The sequence below is a fragment of the Brasilonema sennae CENA114 genome (assembly GCF_006968745.1).
Lineage (GTDB): Bacteria > Cyanobacteriota > Cyanobacteriia > Cyanobacteriales > Nostocaceae > Brasilonema > Brasilonema sennae.
Genome location: NZ_CP030118.1, coordinates 5,219,600 through 5,242,992 on the forward strand (window position 1 = coordinate 5,219,600; position 23,393 = coordinate 5,242,992).

16 protein-coding genes, 1 tRNA gene and 1 pseudogene are annotated in these 23,393 nt (G+C 42.8%); 8 read left to right on the top strand and 10 right to left on the bottom strand.

The genetic code is table 11. The features are described from left to right. The first annotated feature begins 167 nt into the window (after positions 1-167). On the top strand, positions 168-4,973 hold the full coding sequence (locus DP114_RS21955) for an nSTAND1 domain-containing NTPase (RefSeq protein WP_171977131.1): 4,806 nt from the start codon (positions 168-170) through the stop codon (positions 4,971-4,973). Positions 4,974-5,110: 137 nt separating this feature from the next. Here the strand turns inward: DP114_RS21955 and DP114_RS21960 are convergent. The 4 genes from DP114_RS21960 to DP114_RS21975 form a co-directional block, all read right to left on the bottom strand. Continuing rightward, positions 5,111-5,182 (bottom strand) — tRNA-Lys (locus DP114_RS21960). Positions 5,183-5,355: 173 nt separating this feature from the next. After that, positions 5,356-6,024 carry a methyltransferase domain-containing protein gene (locus DP114_RS21965; RefSeq protein ID WP_171977132.1) on the bottom strand — a complete coding sequence of 223 codons (669 nt, stop codon included), beginning with the start codon at positions 6,022-6,024 and terminating at the stop codon, positions 5,356-5,358. 19 nt (positions 6,025-6,043) lie between these two features. Beyond that, positions 6,044-7,375 carry an APC family permease gene (locus tag DP114_RS21970; RefSeq protein ID WP_171977133.1) on the bottom strand — a complete coding sequence of 444 codons (1,332 nt, stop codon included), beginning with the start codon at positions 7,373-7,375 and terminating at the stop codon, positions 6,044-6,046. 520 nt (positions 7,376-7,895) lie between these two features. Further along, entirely contained in the window at positions 7,896-9,020 is a 1,125-nt protein-coding gene (locus DP114_RS21975; RefSeq protein WP_171977134.1) for an AI-2E family transporter, read from the bottom strand. A gap of 397 nt (positions 9,021-9,417) precedes the next feature. Here DP114_RS21975 and DP114_RS21980 point away from each other — a divergent pair, with 397 nt between their 5' ends. Both DP114_RS21980 and ftsH read left to right on the top strand, forming a co-directional pair. Beyond that, positions 9,418-10,086 carry a DUF1614 domain-containing protein gene (locus DP114_RS21980; RefSeq protein WP_171977135.1) on the top strand — a complete coding sequence of 223 codons (669 nt, stop codon included), beginning with the start codon at positions 9,418-9,420 and terminating at the stop codon, positions 10,084-10,086. Between the two features lie 76 nt (positions 10,087-10,162). Beyond that, positions 10,163-12,103, top strand: coding sequence for an ATP-dependent zinc metalloprotease FtsH (gene ftsH / locus DP114_RS21985; protein WP_169267394.1), 1,941 nt, complete (start codon positions 10,163-10,165; stop codon positions 12,101-12,103). Between the two features lie 98 nt (positions 12,104-12,201). Here ftsH and DP114_RS21990 read toward each other — a convergent pair whose 3' ends face one another. From DP114_RS21990 to DP114_RS22000, 3 genes are all read right to left on the bottom strand, one after another. Beyond that, entirely contained in the window at positions 12,202-13,383 is a 1,182-nt protein-coding gene (locus DP114_RS21990; RefSeq protein ID WP_169267395.1) for a catalase family protein, read from the bottom strand. Positions 13,384-13,571: 188 nt separating this feature from the next. Further along, positions 13,572-15,209 carry a peroxidase family protein gene (locus tag DP114_RS21995; protein ID WP_169267396.1) on the bottom strand — a complete coding sequence of 546 codons (1,638 nt, stop codon included), beginning with the start codon at positions 15,207-15,209 and terminating at the stop codon, positions 13,572-13,574. A gap of 89 nt (positions 15,210-15,298) precedes the next feature. Continuing rightward, positions 15,299-16,321: a DUF2235 domain-containing protein gene (locus DP114_RS22000; protein WP_169267397.1), complete on the bottom strand. Its 1,023-nt coding sequence runs from the start codon at positions 16,319-16,321 to the stop codon at positions 15,299-15,301. Between the two features lie 50 nt (positions 16,322-16,371). Here DP114_RS22000 and DP114_RS22005 point away from each other — a divergent pair. After that, a pseudogene (locus tag DP114_RS22005) lies at positions 16,372-16,703 on the top strand (ATP-dependent zinc metalloprotease FtsH); the annotation flags it as partial. Between the two features lie 217 nt (positions 16,704-16,920). On the opposite strand, the gene DP114_RS22010 reads toward DP114_RS22005, so the two are convergent. Continuing rightward, the gene (locus tag DP114_RS22010) at positions 16,921-17,145 is read right to left on the bottom strand and encodes a hypothetical protein (RefSeq protein WP_169267398.1); all 225 of its coding nucleotides are present in this window, start codon (positions 17,143-17,145) and stop codon (positions 16,921-16,923) included. A 330-nt stretch (positions 17,146-17,475) separates the two neighbouring features. After that, on the bottom strand, positions 17,476-19,236 hold the full coding sequence (locus tag DP114_RS22015) for a WD40 repeat domain-containing protein (RefSeq protein ID WP_169267399.1): 1,761 nt from the start codon (positions 19,234-19,236) through the stop codon (positions 17,476-17,478). Between the two features lie 458 nt (positions 19,237-19,694). Here DP114_RS22015 and DP114_RS22020 point away from each other — a divergent pair, with 458 nt between their 5' ends. After that, entirely contained in the window at positions 19,695-20,015 is a 321-nt protein-coding gene (locus tag DP114_RS22020) for a DMT family transporter (protein ID WP_169267400.1), read from the top strand. A 175-nt stretch (positions 20,016-20,190) separates the two neighbouring features. Continuing rightward, entirely contained in the window at positions 20,191-21,654 is a 1,464-nt protein-coding gene (locus DP114_RS22025) for a glycoside hydrolase family 13 protein (protein ID WP_169267401.1), read from the top strand. 240 nt (positions 21,655-21,894) lie between these two features. On the opposite strand, the gene DP114_RS22030 is transcribed toward DP114_RS22025, so the two are convergent. Beyond that, positions 21,895-22,314 (bottom strand): fasciclin domain-containing protein, encoded by a 420-nt coding sequence (locus DP114_RS22030; protein ID WP_169267402.1) that lies wholly within the window; start codon positions 22,312-22,314, stop codon positions 21,895-21,897. Between the two features lie 151 nt (positions 22,315-22,465). Between DP114_RS22030 and DP114_RS22035 the strand changes: the two genes are divergently transcribed. Continuing rightward, positions 22,466-22,702: a DNA-directed RNA polymerase subunit omega gene (locus DP114_RS22035; protein ID WP_169267403.1), complete on the top strand. Its 237-nt coding sequence runs from the start codon at positions 22,466-22,468 to the stop codon at positions 22,700-22,702. A 118-nt stretch (positions 22,703-22,820) separates the two neighbouring features. Beyond that, on the top strand, positions 22,821-23,360 hold the full coding sequence (locus DP114_RS22040) for a hypothetical protein (protein ID WP_169267410.1): 540 nt from the start codon (positions 22,821-22,823) through the stop codon (positions 23,358-23,360). Positions 23,361-23,393: the final 33 nt, after the last annotated feature.

The following is a 23,393-nucleotide window of genomic DNA, read 5'->3' on the forward strand; positions in this document are numbered from 1 at the left end:
GTAGTGTAGGGTGGGCACTGCTAATCAAATCCTGCCCACTATATTCGGGTTTTAGTGGCAGTGCCCACCTACGTGTGTTTCAAAAATCAAATAGGATTCCTATATGTATAAGTGTTTTTCATATAGCACCTTTGGATTATGATCGTATAAAAATTGACCCTTGTTCTATGAACTCTCCCCAACCTGATGATGATAACAACCGTTATGTCAAAACAATTTTGATTTTGGCAGCCAATCCGGCAGGAACTTCTAGGTTGCAATTGGATAAAGAAATACGGGAAATTGATGAAGGGTTGAAACGAGGGAATAAACGTGAGCAGTTCAAGTTAGAGCAAAAGTGGGCAGTACGTCAGCGTGATTTTTACCGAGCGATTTTAGATTACCAACCCCAGATTGTTCACTTTAGTGGGCATGGTGCAGGAGTTGATGGCATTGTCTTAGAAAATGAAGCAGACGAACCAGCGTTTCTCAACGCAGATGCGCTCTCCAGTATGTTTGAGTTATTTGCTACAAAGGGAGTTGAGTGCGTACTTCTCAATGCTTGTTATAGCGAAGTGCAAGCAAAAGCCATCAGCCAGCACGTCAACTATGTGATTGGCATGAACCGAACGATTGGGGATAAAGCAGCGATCGCATTCTCTGTAGCATTTTACGATACTTTAGCCGCTGGACAACAGATAGAGTTTGCTTATAAATTAGGTCGCTCGGTTTTAATGAATTATTTAGAGCAGCAAACTCCGGTTTTGTTGAAAAAAGACCAAATTGGTGTTGTTCAGCCATTATTTGACATTGTTCCTCCCAATCCATATGTTGGATTAGCTGCATTTACGGAAAATGATGCAGCATTCTTTTTTGGACGGGAAACGTTTGTCAATGGTTTGATTGAAGCCGTCAACCAACAGCCCTTGGTAGGAGTAATTGGTCCTAGTGGGAGTGGAAAATCTTCTGTTGTGTATGCGGGGTTGTTTCCTCAACTGCGGATTGCTGGCAACTGGTTGATTGAATCATTTCGTCCTGGGTATAAACCATTTTATCAGTTAGCTTCTGTTTTAGTACGTTTATTGGAACCAGAAACTGGAGAAACTGCACAACTGCGGGAAGCTGTGGGATTAGCAGCAGATATGGAACTTGGGAAAATCACTTTAGCTACGGTGATATCTCGGCTTAATGAACGCCAGACTGATAAACGCTTGTTGCTGTTTGCAGATCAGTTTGAGGAACTTTACACTCTTTGCCAGAATAAAGAGGTGATTGAGCGTTTCGTTGATGCACTGTTGGCAGCAGTTAATCTGGACAACTTTACACTCGTCTTCAGTTTAAGGGCTGATTTTTCCGGCTTTATGCTTGGGTATCGTCCATTTCGTGATGCATTGGAACAGTTTACACCGAAATTCTTAAGTTCAATGAATCGTGAGGAACTGCTTAGAGCAATTGAGCAGCCAGCCCAGAAAATGGTAGTCCAAAAAGATGCACAATTAACACAACGAATTTTAGATGATGTCGGAAATGAGCCAGGGAACCTGCCATTGCTGGAATTTGCCCTCACCCGACTTTGGTCATTGCAGCAAAAGCGCAAGTTAACTCATCAAGCTTATGACAAGATTGGGGGTGTAAAAAAAGCTTTGGCTAATCACGCCGAGGAAGTGTATCAGCGACTTGACGAAACACAGCGGCATATCGTACCACGAATTTTTGTGCAATTAGTGCGCCCAGGAGAAGGAACAGAGGACACTCGTCGCATCGCTACCCGTGCAGAAGTTGGAGATGAAAACTGGGGATTAGTAAGTTATTTAGCAGGATACCCAGCCCGTTTGGTTGTCACCGGACGTGATGAAAAATCCGGGGAAGATACAGTAGAAGTTGTCCATGAAGCCCTAATCCGCGAATGGCTGACTCTGCGAGAGTGGATGAACGCTAACCGTCAGTTTCGCCTTTGGCAAGAACGATTGAAAGTGGCAGTGCTTGAGTGGAAGAATAGTAACTATGACTCTGGGGCATTGTTGCGGGGTGTGCCATTGGGTGTAGCTCAAGAATGGTTGCACAAGCGAACTAAGGAAATGACACCCCAAGAGCTAGATTTTATTAGTGCTAGTCTACAGCAGCGTTCTAAAGAGCAGTCGGAACGAGAGCGCAGGCGGCGGCGTAACACAAATGCGTTGATTAGTGGTTTAGTTACTGCTTTGATTTTATTAGGATTTGCTTTTTGGCAATGGGGGCAAGCAGAAAACCGACGAATTAATGCAGAGGTTTCAGTTCAAAGTCTCACTACGGAAAATCTTTTTGCTTCAAACTATGAACTAGATGCTTTATTATCCGGGTTGAAAGTTGGGATAAACGTGAAAAAAAATGGTGATACTGTAGATTTAGAGAACCGCACAAAAGCAATTGTTGCTTTGCAACAAGTTGTTTACGGAGTAAAAGAACACAACCGATTGGAAGGGAGTTATGTAAAATTCAGCCCGGATGGCAAGACGATTGCTACTGATGGTAGAGACAACACAGTAAAACTATGGAATCTCTCTGGACAGGAACTGCATACCCTTAAGGGGCATAGCGATGCAGTCTGGAGTGTGGTGTTCAGCCCGGATGGTCAGACGATTGCCACTGGTAGTAGAGACAACACGGTGAAACTATGGAATCGTTCTGGGCAGGAACTGCATACCCTGAAGGGACATAGCGGTGTAGTCACAAGTGTAGTGTTCAGTCCGGATGGTCAGACGATTGCTACTGGTAGTTATGACAACACAGTAAGACTATGGAATCTCTCTGGGCAGGAACTGCATACCCTTAAGGGGCATAGCGATGCAGTCTGGAGTGTGCTGTTCAGCCCGGATGGTCAGACGATTGCTTCTGGTAGTAAAGACAATACAGTGAAGCTATGGAATCTCTCTGGGCAGGAACTGCATACCCTCAAGGGGCATAGCGATGCAGTCTGGAGTGTGCTGTTCAGCCCGGATGGCAAGACGATTGCTTCTGGTAGTAAAGACAATACAGTGAAGCTATGGAATCTCTCTGGGCAGGAACTGCATACCCTCAAGGGGCATAGCGATGCAGTCTGGAGTGTGCTGTTCAGCCCGGATGGCAAGACGATTGCTTCTGGTAGTAAAGACAATACAGTGAAGCTATGGAATCTCTCTGGGCAGGAACTGCATACCCTCAAGGGGCATAGCGATGCAGTCTGGAGTGTGCTGTTCAGCCCGGATGGCAAGACGATTGCTTCTGGTAGTAAAGACAATACAGTGAAGCTATGGAATCTCTCTGGGCAGGAACTGCATACCCTCAAGGGGCATAGCGATGCAGTCTGGAGTGTGCTGTTCAGCCCGGATGGCAAGACGATTGCTTCTGGTAGTAAAGACAATACAGTGAAGCTATGGAATCTCTCTGGGCAGGAACTGCATACCCTCAAGGGGCATAGCGATGCAGTCTGGAGTGTGCTGTTCAGCCCGGATGGCAAGACGATTGCTTCTGGTAGTAAAGACAATACAGTGAAGCTATGGAATCTCTCTGGGCAGGAACTGCATACCCTTAAAGGGCATATGCGTGAAGTCACAAGTGTGGTATTTAGCCCGGATGGCAAGACTATTGCTACTGGTAGTTGGGACAGGACAGTTAAACTATGGAATCTCTCTGGGCAGGAACTGCATACCCTGAAGGGGTATAGGAATCAAGTCACAAGTGTAATGTTCAGCCCTGATGGCAAGACAATTGCTTGTGCTGGTTATGACAAGACAGTAAAACTGTGGAATCTCTCTGGGCAGGAACTGCATGCCCTGAAGGGACATAACGGTTATGTCTTAAGTGTGGTGTTCAGCCCGGATGGCAAAACAATTGCTACTGGTAGTTGGGACAGGACAATTAAACTATGGAATCTCTTTGGGCAGAAACTGCATACGCTTAAGGGGAATGATGGTAATGAAATAGTCAATAGTGTGGTGTTCAGCCCGGATGGCAAGACAATTGCTACTTGGAGTTTTAATACCGTCAAGCTATGGAATCTCTCTGGGCAGGAACTACATACCCTAAAGGGGCATAGCGGTAAAGTCTATAGTGTGGTGTTCAGCCCGGATGGCAAGACGATTGCTACTGATAGTAAAGACAAGACAGTAAAACTATGGAATCTCTCTGGACAGGAACTGCATACCCTTAAGGGGCATAGCGATGCAGTCTGGAGTGTGGTGTTCAGCCCGGATGGCAAGACGATTGCTACTAAGAGTTCTGACAAGACAGTAAAACTATGGAATCTCTCTGGGCAGGAACTGCATACCCTCAAGGGGCATAGCGGTGTAGTCACAAGTGTGGTGTTCAGCCCGGATGGTCAGACGATTGCCACTGGTAGTAGAGACAACACGGTGAAACTATGGAATCGTTCTGGGCAGGAACTGCATACCCTGAAGGGACATAGCGGTGTAGTCACAAGTGTGGTGTTCAGTCCGGATGGTCAGACGATTGTTTCTGGTAGTGAAGACAACACCGTGAAGTTATGGAATCTCTCTGGGCAGGAACTGCATACCCTTAAGGGGCATAGCGATGCAGTCTGGAGTGTGCTGTTCAGCCCGGATGGTCAGACGATTGCTTCTGGTAGTACAGACAAGACAGTAAAACTATGGAATCTCTCTGGGCAGGAACTGCATACCCTCAAGGGGCATAGCGATTTAGTCTTAAGTGTGGTGTTCAGCCCGGATGGCAAGACGATTGCTACTGGTAGTTCTGACAACACCATGAAGCTATGGAATCTCTCTGGGCAGGAACTGCATACCCTTAAGGGGCATAGCGGTTCTGTCGATAGTGTGGTGTTCAGCCCGGATGGCAAGACGATTGCCACTGGTAGTGATGACAACACAGTAATACTATGGAATATGGATTTGGATAACTTATTAATACGTGGTTGTGATTGGGCTTCTGATTATCTGAACAATAACCCCAATGTTAAGGATGACCGTCACCTTTGTGATGATGTTCTTAATAGAAAGTAATGCCGGATTCAAATCTCCAGCGATTTAGACAGTTTTTGTCAGTCAATCTGTTAACAATGACAAGAATTAGTGAAAAATGACATTAATCTGTTAACAGTGACAAATAATTAGTTAATGTACAACCTGGATTCAAAAAATGGGTGACGAGGGATTTGAACCCGCAACCAATGGATTAAGAGTCCACTGCTCTACCGTTGAGCTAGTCACCCTAAGCAACATTAGGATTTATATCTTATCACCTCAAAGCAAAGCTTGTCCAGCAAATTCAGTTAAGTCGAGGCGAGATAAATTGTTTTCATCGCGCTCGACTCCGCTTTGTTTTACGTTCTTATTTCATGAAAGTCTTTTTTATACTGCTTGAAACCTGTTGAATTTACGTCAATTAACTGCTAGGAGTTGACTGCCGTAAATTCGCCGGAATTTGTTTTGGAACAGTCCAGAAGTAAATTGTTCTTCCATCCACTTGCTCGGTTTTCTCAGGTTTCCATTCACCCATATCAAAAGCGTGCGACACGATACGGGTACCAGGTGGAAGTTTTAAGAGCTGCGGACGCAACTTGACATTGAGTTCAGGTAGCAAGTAGAGAGTTACTACTGTTGCATCACTAAAATCAGTAGTAAATAAGTCTTGCTGGAGAAACTGCACTTTGCCAGTGAGTCCTGCTTTTTGAGCATTTTCGTTAGCCTCTTTGATGCGTTGTGGATCAATATCTATACCAACAGCCTTCTTGACACCATATTTTTGTACTGCAGCAATGGGAATTCGTCCATCTCCACTACCAAGGTCATATAGAACATCATTTTTGCCAACCTTAGCAATTGTCAACATTCTATTGACGACTTCCGGAGGTGTTGGTACGTACACAACATCAGGTGTCCGTCCCGCAGGTTGGGCACTTGGTGTAGATCTTTGCTGAACTTCTACAGCAGAAGGAGATGCTTCATTCTGTGCTTGGGAATTCAGTTGCTCTTGCGGAGTGCAACCAGCCAACATTAGGCTACTTACACTGACTGTTGCAAACAAAACCTTTAAAGTTGCTTGTAATTTCATGATATATCTCTCCATGAATTTAAAGATTTTTGGAAGTAGTTCGTTGACGGTTGAGGAGCAGTAAAGGAATACCTGTTAAAAGAATAATCACTCCAGTGATACCTCCAATACCTGCATAAGTTAGGCTAGAGTATAGTAGGTATGCACAAATTGCACAAAATAGCAATGGTGTCCAAGGGTAAAGAGGCACACGGAAAGGACGAGGCACATTTGGCTCTCGGGAGCGCAGAACCAGTAATGCTACCCCAGACAGGAGAAAAAACAACCAAAACACTGGAGCTGTGTAATCTACCATTGTTTCAAAACCTTTGCGAGTTAAGGCACCTAGTACTATCAGTGCTAAGGAAATTGCTCCTTGAACCAGCAAGGCATTCTTTGGGGTACCAGTACTTTCTTGCCAACGTCCCAGAAATGAAAAATTCCGAAAGTCACGCCCTAAAGCGTAGTTAGTACGGGCACCAGTAAAAATGGTGGCATTGATTGCACCTAAGGCTGAAACCGCAATTAAGAAGCTGACGAATCTTGCTCCATTTTCTCCAACAGCGCCACGCATCAAATCAGCTATTGGTGCTGACGATGAAGCCAAACCTGCAAGTCCCAAGCCGTAAATGAATGCTAGGTTAATCAACACAAAAATGACTGTGATGATGGCAATACTTCCTAACAAAACACGCACCATGTTGCGTTTGCCATCTCGTACTTCTGCTGAAATGTAGGCAGCTTCATTCCAACCACCATAGGTTAACAACACAAAAATCATTGCCTGACCAAAAGCGGCGTTTTGAGTAGCTGTAGTCGATGTATTTGGCGGTACTTGTGGAGCAAAGAAAATACTAACAATAATTATTAGCACTAAACCCAGGACTTTTGCTGCCGTTAGCCAGTTCTGAGTCCACTTCCCTTGCTGCACACCTACAATATTCAAACTTGTCAGGCAAATGACCACACCTATAGCGTAAATGGCTGAAGAGTATTCCCCTAAAGGTAATAATTCAGATGCATAATCCCCAAACACGAAGGCTGGTAGAGCAATCGAACCAGTTTGAATCACAGTCATCCGCGCCCAAGCAAACAAAAACGCAGGGCTTCTGCCAAAAGCACGCATCAGATAATGATAAGTTCCCCCAGCATCAGGATAAGCGGTGGTCAACTCTGCATAACAGAGTGCACCAACCAAAGACATCCCTCCACCTAGTAACCATGCTAGTAGTGCAATACCTCCACTCTGTACATTTGCTGCAACTAAGGCTGGTGTCTTAAATATGCCTACACCAACCACCATCCCAACAATCAAGGCAATTGCGTCAATTGTTGAAAGTGTAGGTTTTGGCACTGTTACTTTTGTTGCCATATAAGAAACTACCTGGAATTTTGGTAGTTAGCCAGGAGTAAACAACTTGAATAAAAGCTTAAGCTTTAGTGGAAATTTTTTTATCTACTTTAGGTATATTCCTGTTTTCCAGATATCTTTGGGCGAGGAATTTATTTTACAGATTGTGTTTTTTGTCAATACCAAAAATTTCCCTTTGTTTGAAGAGCGTTTATTGCTTGGGACTTTAATACGGAGTTGATTCATGATTATTCCTCTTTAGGTAATTTTCAAATGCTTTTCGTCTTTGCCTTTGTCGTAATCTTTAGCTTAGTTACCGAATGTGACATAAAAATGTCAACCCCAGTTAGACACTGCTCTCATAGACGAATGGCACTAACAAAAGCTATACTCCAGAAGTAGTGTGCGAACTGGTCAGGCGATAAGCCGGAGGCTTGACGCAAAGCATATTGCCAAGAGTACAAATACGCCTGTCAGGATGGGGCGATGATAGGCGCGTTGTCAATTTTTTTTTTGGCAGAAAAAGCTTTTATATTACAGGCTATTGACTAATTGGCTGATCCTCATCATTAGCCTTCTTTTGGGCAGATTTATCTGTTTGTTGCTCATCAGAAACAAGCACAAACTCAGTTTTTATATGAGATTTCTCACCCCATTGATCTAGAACATCTCTAATTAACACTTCTTGCACCCAAATCTTAGCCACAACTGTTAGGGGTAGTGCAAGAAACAAGCCTAGAAAACCAAAGAATGTGACAAAAAACAACTGAGCAATCAAGGTGACAGCCGGTAACAGCGACACTTGATGCGCCATGACAACGGGCGTAATGAAATTGCCCTCAGCTTGCTGGATGATAAAGTAGAGAATGAATACTGCAAGAACTTTCCAGGGAGCATCCAAAAGTGCGATCGCCATTGCTGGTACAACACTCAGTGTCGGACCTAGATTAGGAATCAAATTCAAAAATCCTGCTAAAACTCCCAAAGCCAGTGCTGAACGCACGCGCAAAATTGATAAGCCAATTAAGCTCATCAGTCCCACAACACTCATAGCAATTAAAGCGCCGGTTACCCATCCTTCCAACGACACTTCGCATTTATCTAAAATTCCGTCTACCCGCCGCCGATAAAATGAGGGGAACACGCGTACAAATACTTTGCGGTAAGCTTGGGGATCTGCTAATAACATCCCTGTCAAAACTAGCACCAACAAAATCTTAAGAACAACTTCTAAAGAACCGGATACAAAGGCAAAAGAGTTGCCCAATGCTCGATTAATAAATGGTTGTGCTTGTTGAGTCAGGCTGTTGACATCAGGTATATATGGAATGATTTCGTCAGGAATGCGAGATCTGAATTCGTCAAACCAACCATTAAAACGATTCAAACCCTTGGGTACTTGATATGTTAAGTCTTGAAACTCCTTTGCAAAAGGCGGTACAACCACGAAGAAGAAGAGTACAATCAAGCCGAGAAAAATGGCTACTGATAACAAAACCGCAATTCCACGCTTCATTCCAGAGCGTTGGAACCTTCTAGCCAGTCGATTTAAGGTAGTTGCTAAGACAACTGCGGCAAACATCAGCAACAGGACTTCCCGAATCTGCCACAGAATATATAAAGAAATAACTAAAGCGATTAACCCTATCCATTGACCTAGATTCACTACCTAACTCCTGGCTGTTGACGAACTGCTTCTTCTTCTTAATGCAGTAAGGCTAGCTAATTCTAGCAGTTCCCGCCTACAGGTTTTTGATTAATTTTGCCGTCGTTGGAGTCGCCATAAGAAAACACTTGTCAGAATGACGCTCGGCAAAAAAACGATCACGAGGGCGTTGGTTGCTGTGGGTGGAATATATAAATTCGGAAGAATATACTTAATCAAAGCTGACAGTCCAGCCGAGAGAAGAAACACTTTGAAAACAAATCCAAGCTGATTTTGCATAACAAGTACGGCAATTCACATTTATCTGGGGGGGGAGACACGAAATAGAAAAATATGTCTCATTCTTTAAAATAAATTTAAGCAGAGCAACAGACAACACTCTGCATTGTAAACCGCCATGATTTACTTGCCAGTGTCGCTGCTGCTATTTTTGGTGTTATTATTGCTGCTACCTTTTTTTTCGTTTGTTGTAGCAGTAGACGTGGTGGGAATTGCAGTTGCAAAATTAGGGTTTTCCCCATCTATCGCAACTTTATTATTTACGCTAGTGATATTGACCAGTACCATCAATGTCCCTTTGTACCGTACCGAATCCTCTGTAACAGTGGCAAATGACCTTGCTTCTTTGTGGGTGAGGGAATATTGGGGTATACCCCTTGGGAAAGTACAACGTTATACTGTGATAGCTCTGAATGTGGGGGGAGGCTTGATCCCTGTGTTGTTGGCACTTTATCAATTTACACAAGGAAACGCTCTCGCTATTTTATTAGTAACAGCTATTGTAACAGCTGTTAGCTATTATGCAGCACGTGTTGTCCCTGGAATTGGCATACAAATGAATCCGTTGCTGGCTCCTTTGACTGCTGCTTTGTCTGCAATGTTAATTGCGGCAAACCATGCTGCTCCCGTTGCTTTTGCTGGTGGCATTCTTGGAACATTAATTGGTGCTGACTTACTGCATCTGAAGGACATTCAAGCAATGAGTTCGGGAGTTCTAAGTATTGGTGGTGCAGGGGTATTTGATGGTATCGCTTTGTGTGGTTTATTCGCTCTTTTATTAACGTGAGATAGTTATTTGCTATTTCTATAAATAAAGAACAAATAACGAGCAATAGAAAAAAGATTGGAGGGTAAATCAACAAATGCCAGTTGAAACTAATAATAAGAAAAAACGTCAAATCAAACTACCAAAAATACGTCAGTTTGGTGGTAGCTTACTCATTCTATTGACCCTTCTTTTTCTGCTGAACTTGATTGTTCCTAGCTTTTTTGGTCCTAAATTACCGCAAGTTCCTTATAGCGATTTTATTGCTCAGGTACAAACAGGAAAAGTAGAACGGGCGATTGTGGGGGGCGATCGCATTGAGTATGCGATTAAAACCCAAACCCCAGATGGTAAACCTACAGAACAAGTCTTTGCAACAACACCAGTGGCGCTCGACTTAGATTTACCTAAAATTCTGCGCGACAATAAGGTAGAGTTTGCCGCACCACTACCAGACCAAAATGGTTGGATTGGCACTGTTTTAAGCTGGGTTGCACCACCATTAATTTTCATTGCTATTTGGGGCTTTTTCCTCAATCGAGGTGGCGGTGGTCCCGCTGCACTGACAGTAGGTAAAAGTAAGGCTCGCATCTACTCTGAAGGTAGCACTGGTGTAAAATTTCTGGATGTTGCTGGTGTAGATGAAGCGAAAGTCGAACTGGAAGAGATTGTTGACTTTCTCAAAAATGCTGAGAAATACACAAACTTAGGAGCGAAGATTCCAAAAGGAGTTTTGCTGGTTGGACCTCCAGGAACGGGTAAAACACTCCTCGCCAAAGCAATTGCTGGTGAAGCTGCTGTCCCCTTCTTCAGTATCTCTGGTTCTGAATTTATCGAACTGTTTGTTGGTGTTGGTGCTGCACGAGTCCGTGACTTATTCGAGCAAGCAAAACAACAAGCGCCTTGTATCGTCTTTATTGATGAATTGGACGCACTGGGTAAATCTCGCGGTAGTGGTTCAATGATGGGTGGTAACGATGAACGCGAACAAACCCTCAACCAGTTACTCACCGAAATGGACGGCTTTGATGCCAATACTGGAGTCATCATCATCGCCGCTACCAACCGTCCGGAAATTCTAGATCAAGCACTGCGTCGTCCTGGTCGTTTTGACCGTCAAGTGGTTGTGGATCGTCCTGACAAAATTGGTCGTGAAGCGATTCTCAAAGTTCATGCCAGAAATGTCAAATTGGCTGATGATGTGAACTTAGCAACGATCGCCATCAGAACACCTGGGTTTGCTGGTGCAGATTTAGCGAACCTTGTCAACGAAGCTGCACTCCTTGCTGCACGCCAAAATCAACAAGCAGTGACGACGGCTGATTTTAACGAAGCCATTGAGCGTGTTGTTGCAGGTTTGGAGAAACGTTCTCGCGTTCTCAACGAAACCGAGAAAAAGACAGTTGCTTATCACGAAGTTGGTCACGCCATCATCGGCGCTTTGATGCCAGGAGCTGGTAAAGTCGAGAAAATCTCTGTTGTCCCTCGTGGTGTTGGTGCTTTGGGTTACACCATTCAAATGCCAGAAGAAGACCGCTTTTTGATGATAGAAGACGAAATTCGTGGTCGGATTGCAACCCTATTGGGTGGACGTTCTGCAGAAGAAACCGTCTTTGGCAAAGTGTCCACAGGTGCGAGTGACGATATCCAAAAAGCGACTGACCTTGCAGAACGCACCGTTACCCTCTACGGTATGAGTGATAAACTTGGTCCTGTGGCATTTGAAAAACCTCAACAGCAGTTTCTTGAAGGATATGGTAACCCGCGTCGTTCAATTAGTCCCGAAGTGGCAAGAGAAATTGACCGCGAGGTGAAGCAAATAGTAGATAATGCTCACCATATTGCCTTGAGTATTTTGCAAGAAAACCGCGACTTACTGGAGGAGACTGCACAAGAACTGTTGCAGAAGGAAATTCTCGAAGGTCCAAAACTGCGGGAACACCTCAACCAAGCCAAAGCGCCAGATGAATTAGCGCAATGGTTGCGGACGGGTAAGTTATCGGAAGATAAGCCCTTGATGCAAAGTTTGTTGGTTTAGGGATTTTGGATTGAATCTATATTGATCATTGAAAAGCGATCGCTCAAAAGGAAGTGCGATCGCTTTTTTATGAACCTATTGTTTTTAAAAACGAAAATTTACACAGTTGGTTCCTGATATTTGACTCCTCGTTTTTCGTGACGGTCATCAGCAACAATAGGATAAACAATGCTCCGTAATCGATTGATCGCACCGACAGGACGATGCACTGCTAGACCATTCCCAGGAGAAAAACTGAGATTTTCCCCAAAGTCATTTTCTTTGGGAGAATTAACCTTCTGATGCTTAACTGTTAGACGACCAATTGTAAAAAAGGGTGATTCCTCTTCATTCCAAGCAATGGTACTATCATCAATGGACATCTCTGGGCTAGTTTGAAATTGGATTTGAAAATCCCAACAATATTCAGCATCAGGCTTTGCTAAAGTTTGAATGATATCCTCTCGGTAGTAGTTGTCCTCTGAACCTGAGGCTTTGGCACGCTGAAGCTCACTTTCTGATCTGGACTCTAAAGGAAGCTGTTGATGAGGTGGTTGACTCGAAACCGGAGTAAATGCATATTTAATCACAACTGGATATTCCACAGGAACTCGACCTGGTTGGGATGGATCAAAATCAGATTTGAGTCCCAAAGAATACGCCGAAGCACTCCAATAACGTTCTATGAGCAAAGTCTTGGGAAACCGTTTGAAACTGGTTTCTAGAAGTGAGATTTCGTAGGGATGCAACTTTTTCCATAAAAGTATGAACGGTATAAGAAACGGAGACAGCTTTGCTCGATAAACCCCCGTAAAAAAGCTGTGGAAGTCTTTGATAGTTCTAATAAAAAAGAGTTCGGTATTGTGGACAATAATATCTTGGGTGTGGAACTCGTGACTTTGTGATAATCGCTCTCCTTCTACCCCTATCACTTTTACGGCCATTGAGCGCGTATCTCCTTCATAATCATTCTTAACTGAAAACGCACCACTAGCAAATCGTAGCCAAACCGGATATTGTTTGGGTTTTGCAAATAAACCTTGTTTTAGGGAAATGGCTTTGAGTTGAGCTTCAGTTAATGAGGTGCGTTTGCTCAATTCCTGCTTAATTGCTGCTTCATCAAAGTCAAAGATTTCTAGACTTCCTTGTACAGCAGCGTGGGTTTTAGAATGGGTGTCTCTCTTTGCAGTTTTTTTCTTCTCACCTCCGTAAAGATTTTCCATGTTCTTTTTGACGAGTTCACGCATGAGATCGCAATATTTGGCTTCGTCTTTTTCTGGGTATTCGGTAAATAGTTTCATTTTTCAAAACAGCTTAGTATTTGAACGAAAAATGTAAGAAAATCCCCTCTGTTTTGGTGACAGAGTTAAAGGGGTATTGTTAAGAGCGATGGCACTTTGTGCCCGCCAAAGTCGATTACGCGGAGATCGCACAAAGTGCTTGCCTCACATGAGCATCGCACTAAAAGCCGATGTGAAATCTTGCAAATTTATTGAAGGTCAAAAGTCACTTTGTACTTCTTGTCTGATGGAGGAACGTTGCGATTCACTAAATCTGAAACAGTCTTGGTATTTTGAATAATTTCCCAACCCACAGGAGAAAAAGTGTCTTTATTGAAGATATTGGGTGAGAGTAAAGGATTATTCAGCGCCTCAGAAAAGGCATCTATTCCAATTAAGCGTGCTACTAAGGGAGGGATAGTTGAATTTTTCCGCACCTCCTCGGCGTAGATTCCCACATAAAACTCAATATTATCAACATCACCATATAATTCTTTGAGTTTCTCTTGAGCAAATTCATCGCCAGTAATCTGCTCAAATTTGGTCACTCTGGGGAAACCACACATTTCTCGATAATCGTTGTAGCTTGCTAATTGTAGCTGTCGTCCTAATCTGATAGAGGGTAACTCTGTTAATTCAACCAGTATATCAGGAGTGTTGAATAAACCAATTCTTGTACCTGGTTGGGAACAAGTTTCCTCCATTAATGCCCCCAAACCTTTATCAATAAACATCTTATTATTCCAGAGAGATGCAGCAATATGGGTTGGTTTGCCGTCATACTTAAAGGTATCCGGAATTGAACTATGCCAGCGATAAACAAAATCAAACTCAATTGTCATCCAATTGGGACGATACCAACTTTCCTTCGTAAAAGCCGCAGGATCGGCAAACAACTTAAAGTGATAGGGAGTTATGTGGTTAATAAACTCTTCCATAATGATGTTTAAAATAATCGCCATGAGAATATTTCTCGCGGTTTGGAAGAGGCGTTCATCATCCCAGTCTGGATAACTGCGTACTAACTCATCACAAAGACGATTATGTTCCCGGATACATAGAGTGTTGAGCATGACATAGCCAATTTGCACATTTGCTCGTTCTACTCCCATCGCAAACAGATATTGTTTTTTGTCTGGAGGCTGTCTTTTTTCATCATTGACGGGTTCATAAAGACCGTTAAATTGAGGATCAACTTTACCCTGTGCTGGATCAGCATAGTAAAACAAGGGATATTCTTCTTCTATGCCATCTTGACGTTTGAGTTTTTGAGTTTTGAATTTACCTCCTTGAAAGGTTCTTAAAAGATGTGTTTGTTTTCTGGTTAAACCATAAACATTACACAAATCAATTTCATGGTTTGAAGTATTTTTTAATTTATGACCCTGGTTGTGATCGATGCGGAGAAAACTATCGGTAAACCACTGCACCCAATAGGGAAACAGCATAGTCGATTTGCTAGAATAAATCGTTTTACCATCTCTTTTACGAAATAAAATCGCCAAATCTTCGACTTTAGGCAAATTCTTCTGGGAGTTCAACTTTGGATCAGGCGGTAAATGCCGTCCAATATAAGTGCGATCATTGAGTGATTCCCAGGAAGTATAAGTATCAGTTTTCTTCTGAATGTTAGTATCAGGAATCTGCTCATCTAGAGTCATCATACTGTAGGGATTAGGACGAGTAGGAATTTTGTAGATGAGACTATTGATTAGAGTTTTGTTAACTTTGCGTGCCAGAGATTGATTGCTTTGTACAAATTTCCAAACACCTTTAAAATTTGTTAAAACGAATGTTTGAATTTTATTGTCTAATCCGTCTTTAGATGTGTCTCTTTTTCCAGCCATAATTGTTTTTTCCTCTCTTTTTTCACATGATGTATTGAATGGACTGATTCAATCTAGAATCCCCCGCTATTGCTAAAAGGGAGTTAATGTCAAGAACTCACATCATTCAGTTTGTCGAGAATTTTTTGGAGATTCTTGGGTCGATAGTCCTGGCGACTTTTCAAACGGTTAACCGTGCTTTCATGAAGATCTTCAATAACATCGCCGATTTCACGCAACTTGATTCCTGCCAATTTAAAGAATCCAGCATCGTTTTTAAAGTCACATTCATAATCCGGGTTAATGCCTGTGGGAATCACACTTGGATCTAAGTCAAGCCCCAATCCTAGGTTACCGATGGAGTCAATCATCCACTGTAGGGCAGCATCTGATAACCCCCTGTATTCTTCGGTTCCACCGCCAACGCAACCATGCGCACCTGGAAACCACTTTTGAATCACTCGCTGGTTTTCGGCGTCAGGATTCTTTTTCATGGGAGTTACATCAAAGACTTCGCGCATTTCGTCGATCGCCATAGCGTGCAATGCATTCTGAACATCTTTGTTTAAAGTCGTGTCATGGAATCTATACCGCTTATTCAGCTGCTCGTTCAACTGTTTGAAGGCGGGTATTCCAGGAATACCAAGGGCACCGACGGTGTCAAAACAACCGAGTAAGGTGATCGGCACGCTCTCTCCGTAAGTTTTACGGTATTCTTTTGCTTCCTGATCCTTAGGTTTAACACCCCGACTACGATAAAGCTCGTAAGCTTCATGTGTTTTGGTGACATGGGGTCGGCTTAGAAGACCAGAGCAATAGATCATCCCCACTAGACTCCTAACTGTGTAAGCACCACGACTGAAGCCGAACAGATAGATTTCGTCACCCTTAACATAGTTGAGGCTAAGAAATCGGTAGCCATCTTCAATATTTGCATCGATTCCTAGTCCCATAGCTCCGCCTAAAACCTTTTGACTCTCGGTTCCAATGCCTGCGTCATAAAATATGACTTGTGGAACCCCATCATTGGCGATCGGTTTCACGGACTGAGCCAGTTTAACTATATTGCTTGGGTAAGGATTTGTTAACTGTTGCCAGGTTCCATCACAACAAACTACAAGACGTTTCTTCATAGTTCTATTTCAAAACCTTTGAGTAATTAGAACAACATTATTTTATACCAAAACTTGATCCTGTGGCATTTGAAAAACCTCAACAGCAGTTTCTTGAAGGATATGGTAACCTGCGTCGTTCAATTAGTCCGCAAGTCGCCAAAGAAATTGACTGCGAGGTGAAGCAGATAGTAGATAATGCTCACCATATTGCCTTATTTTGCAAGAAAACCGCGACTTACTGGAGGAGACTGCACAGGATCTGTTGCAGAAGGAAATTCTGGAAGGCGCACAACTGTGGGAACGCTTCAACCAAGCCAAAGCACCCGCTGAACTAGCGCAATGGTTGCGGACGGGTAAGTTATCAGAAGATAAGCCCTTGATGCAAAGTTTGTTGGTTTAGGGATTTTGGATTGAATCTATATTGATTATTGAAAAGCGATCGCTCTAAGGTGTGGCGATCGCTTTTTTTCGCCTAAATTTTTTCACCTGCAACTGACCTCAAATCACAGTTAAGTAACTACAAATGTCTTCAACTGGTTGATTTATATAAAGTTAGTAATAGTTGATTGCCCAATAGCCCATTACGGCATTGTGCTTTGTTGCAGTCGCAATATTCGTTAAACTTTTGTTTGTTTGACTTCTTCCTGTTCTACTTGTTGAGTAGTTGGTTCTGCATCGGTCGGTCTTTGGACAACAACCCCTAGCAAAACAGTAGCAATACCACCAACGCTACCGCCAACTTTCTGATCAATAACCCCTTGGGTAGTGAGGACAGTGGAAACACCTGCAACAACACCCAGGAAAGTTCCAAGTAAATCAAGTTGCTTTTTGTTGAGTTTCATAGTGGATAATCAAAGTTAATGAGAGTTTACTGAAAAAAAGAGATATCAAGTTAATAGCTGAGATAAAACCCATCTATTAAGTTGAGCCAAAGGTTTAGCTTGTTTGTGTTCCTTCTGATTGTTAATAGTGGAGAGTGAGACTAACTTATGCACAAAGGGGATAGAAACCGGTCGGATGGTGCCACTAGAAGTTATATTTTTCTCTTTTGAAAGAACGAAGACCATACCTTTTAGAGTTCCCTACAGACAATAAAAAATGTGAAAACTCGCGCAAAGACACAAAGGCACAAAGAATTTTTTGGTGTCCTTTGCGTCTTTATGGTTGTTTTCTTAACTTCGCTGCCAAATTTTAATCGTCTTATCTAAACTCCCACTCACTAATAGTTCTCCTGAAGCAGTAAAAGCTAATGCCGTAACTGTATGTGTGTGACCTGTAAATGTACCCAGCAGTTCTCCCGTTTCTAGGTGCCACAACTTAATCGTTTTATCTGCACTGCCACTGGCAATAATTTGTCCATCAGGACTCAACGCAATAGCGTATACTCCGTCCCTGTGTCCGTTGAGGGTGTGAAGTAATTCCCCATTTTCTAAGTGCCAAATTTTAATCGTTTTATCTCGACTACCACTGACTAAAATTTTGCCATCCATAGTGACAGCCAAGGAACGAATAATATGGGAATGACCTGTAAACGAGTGCAATAACTCAGGAGCGAAAGGTATCTGACTTTCCTGTTGGCAGATACGCCAGACTTTAATTTTGCGGTAACTCCCTGTAATCAGAGTTTGTCCATCAGGACTCAACGCTAGTGAATGGGCTGCTGTATCTTCTAGAGATAAGGCAGTAGCAACCTGACGCTGCATCAAGTCCCAAAACATAATTGTTCTATCATCGCCCCCAGTTGCTAACATTCGTCCATCTGGAGTAAAGGCAACACACCGCACCATTCCATTATGCTTGTGCAAAATATCAATCAAGTCTTGTGCCCCTACGTGCCAAAGTTTAATTGTGGAGTCTGCACCAGCACTGACTAATGTCTGCCCATCTGGACTGAAAGCCAGCGAATTCACTTCATCAACTAACCCAGAAAAAATCCAAGGATGTTCTGATAATGTCCCTACTAACTCACCTTTGGTCAAATCCCATAGCTTTGTCTCCCCACGACTACCACTTGCCACAAGAGGAGATGTGTTCCCATTGTTACCCCTGTGACTGAAAGCTAGGCAATTAATTCCCCTGGTATGTCCTTTTAAGGTCTGCCAGCATTCCCATTCACCTACTATTGTCTTGAGTGGATGGTCTGATGGTAAAGTCTGAATTGTTTCTGTGATCACAATTTCATTCAAGACTCGTAGCTTATCTTTTTGAGTACTCAGTGATTCTAAATACCAACTCAGCCCTCCCGCGTACAACAACTGACTTGGGGTAATGTGTAGTTTTGGCTCACTAAATTCAATTTGATTTGTGGGTAAAAAACCTGCTACGATCACTTGCTTTTCATAACCTCTTTGACCAGTAAATGGGTAAAACAAACATAGAAAAATTAAGACTTGATGATTTTTTAAATCTTCTTGTGTGATCGACCATCTAACTTTGTCTTTTTTGATACTGTTAAAACTTTCTCCATCAGCAGCATAAACCTGAAGACTGACTTTGGGATTTAAGCTAAGCACGTAGGGAAATTTGCTTTCACCACGTAAATTTCCCTCATCATCTAGAACTATATTGTTCAAGCTATCTTGTGCCACTTTTTTCACCTGCTTGCCTAGGCGATCGCCCATGACTCGGTCAACAATTTGCTCTCGCAAAAGATAATCTTCCGCTTGGTGCTGGAAGTATCTTGGAAAGGGAATTGCCCAGTCAGGAGAATCAGGATATTCAGGCGGTGTCGGAGGGGGATTTTTGGCGATAATTTCTGCTTGTTTGCAAGCAATCTCCAGCAGTTTTGCCAATGATTCGCCCCAAAATGCCATAATTTCGCTATGGCAACCTTTGACTTGACTTTCCAGCAAAAAAAGATCGTAAGTCTTAGGTTTTTTGATTCGTTGAAGGAAATCAGCTTGTTGAGCCTTTAGTAAGCTAATCCAATCCATTTGCATTCCTGCCGCGCAGTATTTGCATACCTACGTTAAGTTAAGTCAAGGCAATCGCTCAAGTTAGTATATCAACTTCAGTTGTTTAAGGAGTCGGTTATTTCAGTAGTTAATGTAACACAACCTTTTGGTGTTGATAGACACTAAATGACTATAGTCAAGTGATGACGTAGCCAGTTTGCCTTGAAAAAATTGAGATGATAGATGATTTTACCTAACCAAAAGCATGAAATACTGTTTCACCGGACGCAGTTTTAGACAAAACTGTGCTCAAATTTGAACAAATTTGAAGACTCGTTGAAAAAAAGCTCTATCCTAGCTTTTTAAACATAGACACTTACAGCAATTTTCAGCTACATAGACTAACTTTAAGACAGGGGGTAGAAGATATATGAAAGTGCATTAAAAAAATGTATTTTCAAATACTTTTTATTATTGTAATGTATTGGAACGAGCACATGGCGTGGATCTATCTTTTTATTGCTGGTTTATTTGAGGTAGGGTGGGCAATTAGTTTGAAGTATGCACAAGGGTTTACTAAGTTTGGTTCCAGTGTCGCCACTATTACCCTCATGATACTCAGTTTCACCTTTTTGTCTAAAGCCCTGCGTACACTACCGCTTGGAACTGCTTACACTATCTGGACAGGTATAGGAGCTGTTGGTACGGTTTTGTTGAGTATAGTTTTATTTCAAGAACCTCTTGAAGTGCGCCGCCTCACTTGCATTGGCTTAATTGTCATAGGTGTGATAGGACTGAGGCTAGTTTCTCCACATTAACCGTGAGCCTACAGTACAGTATGTTTTAGGTAAAACACACCACCGGAAAATCAGGAAGTGAAGAAGTAGGCAAATAAGCCAGTCTTGTGATGAATCGTTAAATTTTCTACCACAAGTGTGAGCCGTAAGAGCCAGAGATCTGCAACTATTGCTGTGGAGAAATAAAGAGTGATTCATGGATATTCAAACACCAGACTGGGTTAAACACGCTGTTTTTTACCAAATCTTTCCAGATCGGTTTGCCAAAAGCAAACAACCCCGGAAACGGCTTTTACAAAATGCTGCTTGGGAAGATTGGGAAGCTATGCCTACACTCCAAGGTTATAAGGGAGGAGATTTGTGGGGGATTCTAGAGCAGTTAGATTATATACAAGACCTGGGAATTAATGCCATTTACTTCACACCGATCTTTCAGTCAGCTTGCAATCACCGCTATCACACACACGACTATTATCAAGTTGATCCAATGCTGGGTGGTAACCCGGCTTTTAAGGAATTGCTAGACGCTGCTCACGCACGGAATATCAAAGTTGTTCTGGATGGAGTATTTAACCATTCTAGTCGTGGATTCTTCTTTTTTCACGATGTTTTGGAAAATGGCCCTCATTCACCTTGGGTAGATTGGTTTAAGATAGAGGGCTGGCCCGTTTCTGCTTACAATGGTGAATTTCCTGCCAATTATGTGGGTTGGAATGACAATCGAGCGCTGCCAGCGTTTAATCATGATAACCCCCAAGTGCGAGAGTATATCATGGAAATCGCCGAATATTGGGTTAAATTCGGCATTGACGGCTGGCGGTTGGATGTGCCTTTTGAAATTAGAACTCCTGGTTTTTGGCAAGAGTTCCGTCAGCGAGTCAAAGCAATTAATCCCGAAGCTTATATTGTCGGCGAAGTTTGGGGAGACTCCCGTCAATGGTTGGATGGAACTCAATTTGATGGGGTGATGAATTATTTGTTTGCGGGACCGACTATTGGTTTTACCGCTGGCGATCGCGTCGTCATGGAACAAGTACAAAGCCGCGACTACAAACCCTACCCACCGTTGTTCGCGCCTGAGTATGCTGAGAAAATTGAACGACTCTTGAAACTTTACCCTTGGGAGATTCAACTGACTCAACTAAATCTACTTGCGAGTCACGATACAGCACGCTTGCTGACGATTGCTGGTGGTGATAAAGCAAGTTCAGAATTAGCAACTTTACTGCTTCTTACCTTTCCTGGTGCTTCCAGTATCTATTATGGTGATGAAGTTGGTTTACCAGGAGCTATTGATCCAGACTCTCGACGTGGTTTTCCACTAGAAGCTAATTGGGATAGGGAAATTCTCAAGACTCATCGCGAATTAATTGCCATAAGACACGCTTACCCATGTTTGCGTACAGGCGATTACAAAGTCCTATATGCTCAAGGAGCACTCTATATCTTTGCGCGAGTTTTGGGAACAGAAGAATTGATTGTTGCGGTTAACGTTGGTACTGCTGAAGCAAAAGGAAATGTTGAGATTACAAATTTGAACACTCAACCTAATAAGCTTTTGTATGGCGCTGCACACGTAGAGTGGAGTGTTGAGGGAGAATCTAAGAGTCTGACTTTAAGTCTTCCTCCACGCTCAGGCTCCATTATAGGTGTAGGGTAAATGAAAGGGGTGTAGGGGTGTAGGGGTATAGGGGTAATTAGCCCCGAAGTTTAAGGTTCCAAGCCCCTTAATTCATTAATGGAAAATATGAAAAATATCAACCGAGATAGGTAGTACTTGGTTGATGGCGTCAAAAATCAACCCCCTCAATTTATTGATGGGAACCCTTACACCCTTACACCCTTACACCCCTAGTTGTTGACTTCTCCTACCCTTGCAGGAGTGCAGTAGATTGCACTTTTATTTTCCTGCAATGATTGCAGGCATCAACACTGCATCAATAACATGGATGACGCCATTGTCGGTAATAATGTCAGTTTTGACGACATTGGCGTCATTGACTTTCACTTTACCATCAGCAGAATCAATTGCCACAATTGACCCCTCTAGTGTTTCAGCATGGTCAATTTCAATTAAATCCTCATGCATAGCATCCCCGTAGGCTACATGATACATGAGAATATTTTTTAATTTGGGGATGTCTTGCAGCAATGAATCTAAAGTTCCAGGTGGTAGCTTATTAAACGCTTCATCCGTGGGTGCAAAAACTGTATAGGGACCAGGACTTTTGAATATCTCTAGGAGTTCTGCAGCTTCAACCGCCTTCACCAGCGTATTGAAATTTCCGGCGTTAATAGCAGTGTCAACAAGGTCAGGCATGAGATAATGTTATGAGGTTACAAAATATTTATAAAGTGATAAAAAAGTATCAGCCTCTATCAACAGAAAGGTTGCTTGTAACTAAACAGCGGGCGGTAAGCATGTTGGTGCTGCTAAACTGAAAAGAATGACTTCACTCAACCAGTAATTTATGCTAAAGCGTTCTAAGTTCGAGACGACTCAATCGCAAGTTATGCACCGTGCTGAGGATCTAATTAGTGCAGCCTCAAATCGTTACCGCATTACAGTTCAAGTGGCAAATCGTGCGAAGCGTCGGCGTTACGAAGACTTTGACAATCCAGATGATACAATGATGAAGCCAGTACTGAGGGCAATTATCGAAATGTCTGATGAACTGACTCAACCAGAAATTATTGGTGAAGTCTAGAGTGATGTCTACTGCAAAGAAGCAGGAGACAAGGAAGCAGGGGAATAAAAGACTCCCTCATCTCCCTCACTCCCGCTTTCTCTCACTCTCCTTCCCTCCCCATCTCCCCTTGCAGCACATGATTAGGGGAGTTGGGATAATACTGATTAGTCTACTTGTTTTGAGTTCTTCCCAACCGGCTGACGCTCAAAGAGTTACTCCTGGTGAAGCTTGGCAAGCAGTTTATCAACAATTACCCGACTTAGCGCGAGAAAATCAGTACGTTAGCAAAGAAACGGGCAAAGTTTCAGAAAATAACACCTTGGTCAGTCGTATGATACGGTATCACTCCTATTTGAAGGGACGTCCATCAAACTATCGACTGGATTGGAAGCTGACTTTGGCTGATTACCTGGGTGCTAATGAAGTGATGTATGAAACGACTTATCCTGGGAATGATACTCTGAAAAAAAATCCTTTTGATGGCGATCGCGCTGTTATTGCACGGCTAAACCGTCGCCAGCGGGATGCGTTGGTGCAAGCTTTAGTAAATGTTTTTAATCCTAATTCCCAAAGTACACCAGCTTCTACCCCCACTCCCTCCTCATCAGCGCCAGAGAACACAACCCCAACTCCCAGACGAGTACCCAAACAAGGCGGTGCGCAGTTACTTAAGTGATGACTTGAAAATAAAGACAGAGGGAGTGAGGGA